The organism is Herminiimonas sp. (genome assembly GCF_030645555.1).
Lineage (GTDB): Bacteria > Pseudomonadota > Gammaproteobacteria > Burkholderiales > Burkholderiaceae_D > Oxalicibacterium.
The window spans coordinates 1-9,974 of record NZ_JAUSME010000058.1 but is presented as its reverse complement, the minus strand read 5'-3'; the positions used below and the strand labels follow the sequence as shown (position 1 = coordinate 9,974).

Sequence of the window (9,974 nt, the reverse complement as noted above, 5' to 3'; positions counted from 1 at the left end):
CTGGGCCTGAGCATGACAGAAGCGCAAACCGCAACGCTGAACAAGGTGTTTGATGCGCTGCTTGCCAACAACCTCGCACAGGCCCAAGTCTATGTGCATCGCGATTACCACTCACGTAACCTGATGGTGCTGCAGGATGGCAATCCCGGCATACTCGATTTCCAGGATGCGGTATTCGGCCCCATCACCTACGACCTTGCCTCGCTGCTGCGCGACGCCTACATCCAGTGGGATGAGGAAATCGTGCTCGACTGGACCATCCGTTACTGGGAACGCGCCAAACGCGCCGGCTTGCCGGTCAACCCGGATATCGATGCCTTTTATCGCGATTTCGAATACATGGGCCTGCAGCGCCATCTGAAAGTACTCGGCATTTTTGCGCGCCTGTATCACCGCGATGGCAAGGATGCCTATCTGAAGGACATGCCACTGGTGATGGAATATACGCGCAAGGCGGCCCATCGCTACAAGGAGCTGGCGCCGCTGGTGAAATTGCTCGATGAACTCGAAGACAAGGCGCCACAGGTAGGCTATACGTTTTAATCGGACCGCCCGTCCGGCGGCATGCTATGGATAGGACCAGCCATCGAATTGAAGCCGCGCCGCCGGCCAACCACATACACCCATCCAGACCACGAATGCGACAACCATGAAAGCGATGATATTTGCGGCCGGACGCGGCGAACGCATGCGGCCGCTCACTGACACCTGCCCCAAGCCTTTGCTGAAGGTGCGCGGGCGCCCGCTGATCGCCTGGCATCTGCTGAATCTGGTAAGAGCCGGCATCACCGACATCGTCATCAACCATGCCCATCTCGGTCACATGATAGAAGCAGCCATAGGTAATGGCGAACAATACGGCGCCCGCATTGCCTACTCCGCTGAGGGCAGCGCACTGGAAACAGCGGGTGGCATCGCGCAAGCGCGCCACCTGCTGGGCGATGAACCGTTTTTAGCCCTTGCAGCCGATATCTATTGCCCCCACTTTGATTTCACGCAGGTAAAAAGCGTGCTGGAAGATAATGATGTGTGGGGCAACCCTTACCCGCTCGATCAGCGCGACGTTGCATGGCTGTACCTGGTAAAGAATCCGGCCCACCATCCACAAGGCGATTTTGCATTGCACAGCTTTTCGATCGCCAACGAAGGCGAGCCCCAATTCACTTTTTCCGGCATAGGCGTATATCGCCCATCGATGTTCGATTCGATAGAAGCAGGCACATCCGCCAAACTGGCGCCGCTGTTGCGTGAATACGCGGCGCGCGGCCAGGTAGGCGGCGAAATTTATCGCGGCGACTGGACCGATGTCGGCACCGCAGAACGGCTGGCCGAACTGAATGCCCCTTTGACAGGACACAAGCAATGAAATCGTATGCCGACAGACGCGCATCACTGATCACCCAAATGCAGGCCAGGGGCGGCGGCATAGCCATCATCCCGACGGCGCCCGAAGTGATGCGTAACCGCGATGCGGACTATCCATATCGTCACGACAGCTATTTTTATTATCTGTCCGGCTTCACTGAACCTGAAGCCGTGATCGTGCTGGTCGCCGGCGAAAAAAATCAGGCCATCCTGTTCTGTCGCGAAAAAAATCTCGAACGCGAAATCTGGGATGGCTTTCGCTACGGTCCTGAAACCGCGCGCACCAGTTTCGGTTTCGACGCCGCCTATCCGATCGAAGCACTCGATACTGAATTGCCGAAATTGATGGCAAATGCCCCCGCCCTGTTTTACGCACTCGGCAGCAGCGACAAACTCGATGCACAAGTGCAGCGCTGGCTACAGTCTGTGCGTGCGCAGGCGCGCGCAGGCATCACCCCGCCGACTGCCGCCTACGATGTGCACGTATTGCTGGATGAAATGCGCCTGACCAAGGACGCCGGCGAAATCGACATCATGCAGCGTTCCGCCGACATCGCCGCTGCCGCGCATAGACGCGCCATGCGCATCGCCCGCCCGGGCCTGCGCGAATATCATCTGGAAGCAGAAATCCTGCATGAATTCCGCAACAGCGGTTCGCAATTTCCAGCCTATGGCTCCATCGTCGCCACCGGCGCCAACGCCTGCGTATTGCATTACCGCGCCAGCGATGCGGAATTAAAGGATGGCGATCTGGTATTGATCGATGCCGGTTGCGAACTCGACAGCTACGCTTCCGACATCACGCGGGCATTTCCCGCCAACGGGAAGTTCTCGGGGCCGCAAAAGGAATTGTATGAAATCGTGCTGGCCTCGCAATATGCGGCAATTGCAGAAACGCGCCCGGGAAAACGCTTCATGGATGGCCACGACGCCGCAGTCAGGGTGCTCGCGCAAGGCATGCTCGATACCGGCCTGCTCGACGCCAACAAGGTGGGCACGCTCAGCGACGTGATCGAAAATCGCGCCTACAGCCAGTTCTACATGCATCGCACCGGACACTGGCTGGGCATGGATGTACATGACGTGGGCGACTATCGCGATGCCAGCCCGGATGGCGCCGAAAGACCCTGGCGCACCCTGCAAGCCGGCATGGTGGTGACGGTAGAACCCGGCATCTATGTGCGGCCGGCAGAAGGCGTGCCGGAACAATACTGGAATATCGGCATACGCATAGAAGACGATGCCCTGCTTACCGCCGATGGTTGCCACATCCTGAGCGCAGCCGCACCGAAAACCGTGGCCGATATCGAAGCCCTGATGAAGCACGAATAGCATCATGCAAACCGATTTCGATATCGCCATTTGCGGTGCCGGCCCGGTCGGACTGGCGCTCGCAGCATTGCTGGTCAGGCACGGCGCGGCACCTGCCCGCATCGCCTTGATCGATGCAAAAACCATAGATCAAACATCGCGCGACCCGCGCTCGATTGCCTTGTCTTACGGCAGCCGGCAAATCTTTGAAGCGATCAATGCGTGGCCTATCACCGCGACGCAGATCAACCAGATACACGTTTCACGCCGCGGCCATTTCGGCCGCACGCTGATCGATCGTGCCGAATACGATTTGCCGGCGCTCGGCTATGTCACGCGCTACGGCGCGATGGTGAGCGCACTCAATGCGCATGCATCTGCCATCGGCATCAGCTTGATCCGTCCTGCAACAGTAAGCGCCATCGCGGAAAATGATGTAGCCGTCACGCTCACATTTGCCGATCATGAAGCGGTCCACGCAAAGATAATGGTGCAAGCCGAAGGCGGCATCTTCAGCGAACAAACGAAGAAAGCCATGTATCGCGATTACGGCCAAACCGCCATCGTCGCGCATGTGACTGCGAGTGCGCCGATCGCGCATCGTGCATTCGAACGCTTCACCGACGAAGGTCCGCTGGCGCTGTTGCCGCAGGACGATGGCTATGCCCTGGTGTGGTGTGTACGACCAGACACTGCGCAGCGCCTGCTTGCCTTGAATGATGCAGAATTTCTGCAAGAACTGGGCGCTGCATACGGCACCCGCCTGGGCCGCTTTACCGCCACCACGCAACGCAACGCTTTCCCACTCGGCTTGAATGCAGAGCCAGCATCATCGGCCAGAACGATAGCAATCGGCAATGCGGCACAGACGCTGCATCCGGTCGCAGGCCAGGGACTCAATTTAGGTTTGCGTGATGCCAGCGTGCTGGCGCGCTTGCTGGCCAGGCAAGCGGAGCCCTCGGCGCTGCAGGAATTTGCAGCCAGCCGCGAGTCTGATCGCAATGCAACGATCAAGCTGACCGACCTCATGGCAAGGATATTCGCCAGCGCACCCGCAGGCACCCTCTCGCAAACCCTGCTGGGATTTTCATTAGGCGTAGTCGATGGTATAAAACCGGCGAAAAACCTGCTAGCCGAACAGATGATGTTTGGACGCCGATCGTAGCCAACGCAGAACAAGCTATCCAGGCAAATAAAAAGCCGCATCGAAAACGATGCGGCTTTTTATTCGTGCAAAACGCATTGTGGCATCCTCACACACTTTGCGTTGCACACCCCCCTGCAGAAAATTCAAAAAAAGATGGCAGACATTGATGCTGTCACCTAGAGAATGGCGATCAAACCCCTACTTCAGCGCGCTGAAATTCAGCCCAGTTGACCGTCGCCGCTTTTTTGGCGCCATTGTCAGTCATCGTTTCAAAGCAACGGGCCTTGGTGGTTTGTATCGCGTCGATCAAGAAGTCTGCGTCGTACACTTTCAGCAAATGCGACTGATGCGTTTTCATGTAAGTCTTGATGCGTTCACGTTCGCACGACAGGCTTTGCAGCGCATGGAAGGTGTCGCCGTCCCAGTGCCAGCTCAAGCCAAGCTCATAAAATGCTGCGTTATAGGCAGCCAGATGACAAGCAACTGCATTGCCTATTGGACATTGTTCAAGTTCGACCATTGCACTTCTCCTTGGGTATGTGCACGTCACTGCGGAATCCAGCCCGCGACTCCTTTTGCAGACTTCAGGCACATCGTAATGGCTATAAATGATTAGGTATAGTTAAAGTATTTAATAACAATCATTACCTATAGATAATGGTTTTCTGGCGGACGCATGCCGGCACCGGCGACTGAAACCCGCAGGCCGGCGAAAATTTCAAGTGTTTCTCGCGATTCTTGACAGTCGTCATAGGCAATCATGGGCGGGCACGGTATGGTGCTTCCTCAGGCTGGGTACAGGAAAGCAACCCGCAATCTGCGTCGCTCGACCGCAGCATCTTATGGAAATATCTCGGGATTTGATCGCGTCATGAAAGTCATCGTTTTGGGTTCGGGCATCATTGGAACGGCATCGGCATGGTTCTTGAACAAGGCCGGTCACGACGTCACCGTAATCGATCGCCAACCCGGCGTGGCGCAGGAAACCAGCTTTGCCAACGGCTGCCAGATTTCCGTATCGCATGCGACACCGTGGGCCAACAAGAGCGCGCCGATGACGATATTGAAATCGCTGGGCAAGGAAGATGCGCCGCTGCTGTACCGCTTCCGCGCAGAATGGCTGCAATGGAAATGGGGCCTGAATTTCCTGCGCGCATGCACACCGGCACGCACTATCCATAACATCCAGCAAATCGTTGCAATCGCTGAATACAGCCGCCAGACCCTGCAAGCCGTACGCGCCGAAGTTGCGATCGACTACGATTGCCTGACGCGCGGCATCCTGCATTTCTATACTGATCAAAAAGAGTTCGACGAATCATTGGCGTCCGCCAAAGTGATGCGCGATCTCGGTTGCCCGCGTGTGCCGATGACAGCCCGGGAAGCGGTCCAGCTGGAGCCGGCATTGGCGCATATCCGTGCCCAGATCGTCGGCGCAGACTTTACCGAAACCGATGAGTCCGGCGACATATACAAATTCACTACCGGCCTGGCGCACAAGGCGCAGGAACGCGGCGTAAATTTCCAGTTCAACACGACTGTGACACGTCTGATCACAGAAGGTACAGGGGCTGCCGCACGTGTGACGGGAGTCGAAGTCATCAATGCAGAAGGCCGCCACCTGAGCTTGCATGCCGATGCATTTGTGATGGCGATGGGTAGTTTTTCGGTACCGATATTGAAGCCGCTCGGCATCGATCTGATGATTTATCCGGGCAAGGGTTATTCAGCGACGTATCCGGTCGTGAATGCTGATCTGGCACCGACCGTTTCACTGATAGACGATGGGTACAAGCTGGTGTTGTCGCGCCTGGGAGACCAGCTGCGTGTGGCAGGCACATGCGAATTCAATGGCTACGGGCGGGAATTGAATCCGACCCGTTGCGCCGCAATCACGCGCCGTACACGCGAATTATTCCCGGACGCCTGCGATTATGAAAATCCATCTTACTGGTCTGGTTTGCGTCCTTTGACGCCGTCCAATGTGCCTTACATAGGCAAGACCAGATTCAGCAATCTGTTCTTGAATACGGGGCATGGCTCGCTGGGCTGGACCATGGGTTGCGGCTCCGGACGCGCAATTGCCGACATCATTTCCGGCCACCATCCAGATGTGGATTTTGCCTTCACCGGCATGGCGCCGCGCAAGGCCTGAAGAATACAACCGGCAGAATTTACGCTGTTGCCTCAGTCGCTACCAGCTCGTCAAAAATGATCCTGTCTACACCGCTCAGCAGCAGGAAATGCCTGCCGCTGCAGCGTGCGATCAGCGACATATTGAGGCGCTCAGCGACCATATGACCCATCTGCGTGGCGCCTGAGCGCGAAAGCAAGAACGGTATGCCCATTTGCGCACCCTTCATCACCATTTCGGATGTCAGCCGGCCCGTCGTGTAGAAAATCTTGTCTGCGCCACTGATGCCGTCAAACCACATTTTTCCGGCGATCGCATCGACCGCATTGTGGCGCCCGACATCTTCGGCAAAATGGATCAGCTCGCCTTCGGCTGAAAACAAGGCGCATCCATGCACCGAGCCGGCCCGCTTGTAGACTGAGCGATGCGTGCGTATCGTGTCTATGACTTTGTACAGCGTGGATTGCTTCAGGCGCGCGTCAGGCGGCAAGGCAATCGCGTCGATTTCATCCATCAAACCGCCAAACACCGTGCCCTCGCCGCCGCCAGTGGTCACCGTTCGCCTGGATGTGCGCTCTTCAATATCGTCTATCCCCTTGCGCGTGACTATCGCGGCAGCGTCTACATCCCAGTCCACCTGCACCGACAGGATATCTTCGATATTCTTGATGAAGCGCTGGTTGCGCAAGTAACCGAGCGCCAAGGCTTCAGGCGCGCCACCCAGCGTCATCAATGTCACCAGCTCGCGCTTGTCGACATAGATCGTCAACGGTTGCTCGGCCGGAATCGCAATCAGCGAGGTACGACCGCGCTCATCCATGACTTCCACGTCATGGGTCAGCTTGCGGGTTGCGTTGGATAAAACGGGACGTACACTCATAGTGGGCAGAATTAGGGGTGCAGATGCACTTGTAGAAGTTTTTGCCGCTCGGCGCAAGGAATTTACACGTGTCTGAAAAATCAGATAGCGTGATTATGACATCACTCCACCTTTTCAGATGCAGCAACAAGCTTGAAGCTACATGTGGCGCATCCATACTCGCCGCTTCACGGCACGTGCGCATGTGTCATCCATGACTACGCATATCATTGCAGCTAAATAAAAACCGGCACTTGCTGCAAGAGCAAGTGCCGGTTTATTTTCTGCAAACTACCTGTTGCTTGCGAAAGCAGGCTTAGTTGACTGACATGCTGTTGGTCAGATTGACCAGGGCTTGACCGCCGCCGTAGCTGCTTTGCACCGGCGCCGTACCGCCGAGAACGATGCGGATTGCGCAGTATTTGAACTCTGGAATCTTGCCGAATGGATCCAGCGCAGAATTCGTCAAACGGTTAATCGCGGCTTCGTAATAACAGAACGGTACGAACACGGCGCCACGCGGTGAGCTGTCGTCGGCACGTGCATACAGGGTCACTTGACCGCGACGCGATTCCAGCGTGATCAGATCGCCCGGGTTGCCGCCCATCGCGAGCAGATCCAGCGGATGGATCAGCGCGATAGGATCCGGTTCGATCGAATCGAGCACCGTCGCACGACGCGTCATGCTGCCGGTATGCCAGTGTTCCAGTTGACGGCCGGTGATCAAGACCATAGGGAACTCTGCATCCGGACGCTCATTCGCAGGAATGATGTCTGCAGGCACGAAGCGCGCACGACCCGATTCACGCGGGAAGCTCTTGACGAACACGACAGGCTCGCCTGGATCGCCTTCTTTTTCGCATGGATAAGTTACGGAATCCTCGCGCTCCAGACGTTCCCATGTGATGCCCGCAATGCTAGGCATCGTGTGACGCATTTCATCGAACACTTCCGACACATGCTTGTAGTTCCAGTCGCAACCGAGGCGATTCGCCATTTGCTGCAAGATCCACAGATCCTGCTTGGCTTCACCCGGCGGGTTCAGTGCCTGACGACCCATTTGCACGGTGCGATCGGTATTCGTGAAAGTGCCGGTTTTTTCAGGGAAGGCGCTTGCCGGCAAGATCACGTCAGCCAGATATGCGGTTTCGGTCAGGAAGATATCCTGCACGACCAGATGATCCAGAGCTGCCAGTGCTTCACGCGCATGGTTGGCGTCCGGATCCGACATGGCCGGATTTTCACCCTGCACATACAGACCGCGGATTTTGCCGTCGGTAATCGCATGCATGATCTCGACCACGGTCAAGCCTGGTTCAGGATCGAGCAAATCTACCGACATATTCCATGCCTTGGCAAAATTGGCGCGGATCTTCGGATCGGTAACGCTTTGGTAATCCGGGTAGACCATAGGGATCAAGCCGGCGTCGGATGCACCTTGCACATTGTTTTGACCGCGCAATGGATGCAAGCCGGTACCTGGACGGCCAATCTGGCCCGTCATCAGCGACAGCGCAATCAGGCAACGCGCATTATCGGTGCCGTGGATATGCTGCGATACGCCCATGCCCCACAGGATCATCGACGCTTTCGAAGTTGCGTACAGACGTGCAACGTAGCGCAATGTTTCTGCATCGATGCCGCAAATAGGCGCCATCAGCTCAGGTGTATAGCCTTCGACGTTTTTACGCAGTTCTTCGTAACCGATGGTGCGGCTTTCGATGAATTCCTTGTCGACCAAACCTTCGGTAACGATCACGTTCATCATTGCGTTCAGCATGGCAACGTCGGTATCGGCCTTGAATTGCATGAAGCGATGTGCAATACGCGACATGTCGGTACGGCGTGGATCGCAGACGATCAGTTTGGTGCCGTTGCTGACTGCATTCTTGATCCAGGTCGCGGCAACAGGATGATTCACGGTCGGGTTGGCGCCGATGATGATGACGACTTCTGCCTTGGTGACGTCCATCACCGGATTCGACACTGCGCCTGAACCTATACCTTCGAGCAGCGCGACGACTGAGGACGCGTGACACAGGCGTGTGCAGTGATCGACGTTGTTGCTGCCGAAACCGGTACGCACCAGTTTCTGAAACAGATACGCTTCTTCGTTACTGCCTTTGGCCGAACCGAAGCCCGCCAGCGATTTTTTGCCATGCGTATCGCGCAGCTTGGCGAAATTGCCGCCGGCAACTTCCAGCGCTTCTTCCCATGTCGCTTCGCGGAATACTTCCATCACGCGATCCGGATCCATCACGAAGTCGCCGCGTTTAGGCGCATCGGCACGACGGATCAAAGGCTTGGTCAAACGGTGTGGATGGTTTGCATAATCGAAACCATAACGACCCTTGACGCACAGACGCTCGCGGTTGGCAGGGCCATCGCGGCCTTCAACGAAGAGGATCTTGTTGTCTTTGATGTTGTAGGTCAGCTGGCAACCGACGCCGCAGTATGGGCAGACGGAGTCAACCTGCTTGTCCGGCACATTCATCGCCACATCGCGGGCCGGCATCAAGGCGCCGGTCGGGCACGCCTGTACGCACTCACCACAGGCGACGCAAGTCGACGCGCCCATAGGGTCGTCCATGTCGAACACGATTTTCGCGTGGTCGCCACGGAAGGCGAGGCCGATCACGTCGTTTTCCTGCTCGTCGCGGCAGGCACGCACGCAACGGGTACATTGAATGCACGCATCGAGATTGACCGTCATCGCCGGATGCGAAAAATCGGGAGCAACTCTGGCGCGCGCCTCGAAACGTGGCTTGCCTACTTCCATTTTCGCAGCCCATTCGTCCACTTCATTGTGGCGCGTATAGTCGGCTTCCGGCATATCGGACTGCAACAGCTCCAATACCAGTTTTTGTGATTTCACTGCGCGTTCGCTTTCGGTATTAACCTTCATACCGTTGGTCGGATTGCGGCAGCATGAAGGCGCCAGGACGCGTTCGCCATTGATTTCGACGACGCATGCACGGCAGTTACCTGCAGTGTCCATGCCTTCCTTGAAGCACAGATGCGGAATCTCGATACCTTCGCGCTTGGCGATGGTCAGCAACGTATCTGTTGCGCGGCCGGTTACTTCGCGACCGTTCAATTCGAAAGTGACTGTCGGCACGTCGAGTTGTGCCATTTCTTTTCTGGTAATTGCGTTCATT

At 56.5% G+C, this 9,974-nt stretch carries 8 protein-coding genes; 5 read left to right on the top strand and 3 right to left on the bottom strand.

What is annotated here, in order from left to right:
• From Q7T06_RS02410 to Q7T06_RS02395, 4 genes are all read left to right on the top strand, one after another.
• Positions 1–543: aminoglycoside phosphotransferase family protein (locus Q7T06_RS02410; protein ID WP_304779561.1), on the top strand; the 543-nt coding region annotated here is incomplete at its 5' end.
• Between the two features lie 106 nt (positions 544–649).
• Positions 650–1,366, top strand: a complete 717-nt coding sequence (gene murU / locus Q7T06_RS02405) for an N-acetylmuramate alpha-1-phosphate uridylyltransferase MurU (protein ID WP_304779558.1) — start codon at positions 650–652, stop codon at positions 1,364–1,366.
• On the top strand, positions 1,363–2,697 hold the full coding sequence (locus tag Q7T06_RS02400) for an aminopeptidase P N-terminal domain-containing protein (protein WP_304779555.1): 1,335 nt from the start codon (positions 1,363–1,365) through the stop codon (positions 2,695–2,697). Before murU ends, Q7T06_RS02400 begins: the two co-directional genes overlap by 4 nt.
• 4 nt (positions 2,698–2,701) lie before the next feature.
• Positions 2,702–3,841: a UbiH/UbiF/VisC/COQ6 family ubiquinone biosynthesis hydroxylase gene (locus tag Q7T06_RS02395; protein ID WP_304779550.1), complete on the top strand. Its 1,140-nt coding sequence runs from the start codon at positions 2,702–2,704 to the stop codon at positions 3,839–3,841.
• Positions 3,842–4,013: 172 nt separating this feature from the next.
• Here the strand turns inward: Q7T06_RS02395 and Q7T06_RS02390 are convergent, their stop codons facing one another.
• The gene (locus tag Q7T06_RS02390) at positions 4,014–4,343 is read right to left on the bottom strand and encodes a hypothetical protein (RefSeq protein ID WP_304779547.1); all 330 of its coding nucleotides are present in this window, start codon (positions 4,341–4,343) and stop codon (positions 4,014–4,016) included.
• Positions 4,344–4,694: 351 nt separating this feature from the next.
• Here Q7T06_RS02390 and Q7T06_RS02385 point away from each other — a divergent pair, with 351 nt between their 5' ends.
• Positions 4,695–5,978 carry a D-amino acid dehydrogenase gene (locus Q7T06_RS02385; protein ID WP_304779544.1) on the top strand — a complete coding sequence of 428 codons (1,284 nt, stop codon included), beginning with the start codon at positions 4,695–4,697 and terminating at the stop codon, positions 5,976–5,978.
• Positions 5,979–5,997: 19 nt separating this feature from the next.
• On the opposite strand, the gene Q7T06_RS02380 is transcribed toward Q7T06_RS02385, so the two are convergent.
• Both Q7T06_RS02380 and fdhF read right to left on the bottom strand, forming a co-directional pair.
• Complete coding sequence (locus tag Q7T06_RS02380) at positions 5,998–6,837, bottom strand: formate dehydrogenase accessory sulfurtransferase FdhD (protein ID WP_304779540.1); 840 nt, start codon at positions 6,835–6,837, stop codon at positions 5,998–6,000.
• A gap of 295 nt (positions 6,838–7,132) precedes the next feature.
• Positions 7,133–9,973 (bottom strand): formate dehydrogenase subunit alpha, encoded by a 2,841-nt coding sequence (gene fdhF / locus Q7T06_RS02375; protein WP_304779537.1) that lies wholly within the window; start codon positions 9,971–9,973, stop codon positions 7,133–7,135.
• Position 9,974 lies beyond the last annotated feature (1 nt).

What these genes read in the sequence shown, in the direction of transcription:
- Q7T06_RS02380 (WP_304779540.1), bottom strand. Translation starts at nt 6,837, where the DNA reads ATGAGTGTACGTCCCGTTTTATCCAACGCAACCCGCAAGCTGACCCAT.
- murU (WP_304779558.1), top strand. Translation starts at nt 650, where the DNA reads ATGAAAGCGATGATATTTGCGGCCGGACGCGGCGAACGCATGCGGCCG.
- Q7T06_RS02400 (WP_304779555.1), top strand. Translation starts at nt 1,363, where the DNA reads ATGAAATCGTATGCCGACAGACGCGCATCACTGATCACCCAAATGCAG.
- Q7T06_RS02395 (WP_304779550.1), top strand. Translation starts at nt 2,702, where the DNA reads ATGCAAACCGATTTCGATATCGCCATTTGCGGTGCCGGCCCGGTCGGA.
- Q7T06_RS02385 (WP_304779544.1), top strand. Translation starts at nt 4,695, where the DNA reads ATGAAAGTCATCGTTTTGGGTTCGGGCATCATTGGAACGGCATCGGCA.
- fdhF (WP_304779537.1), bottom strand. Translation starts at nt 9,973, where the DNA reads ATGAACGCAATTACCAGAAAAGAAATGGCACAACTCGACGTGCCGACA.
- Q7T06_RS02390 (WP_304779547.1), bottom strand. Translation starts at nt 4,343, where the DNA reads ATGGTCGAACTTGAACAATGTCCAATAGGCAATGCAGTTGCTTGTCAT.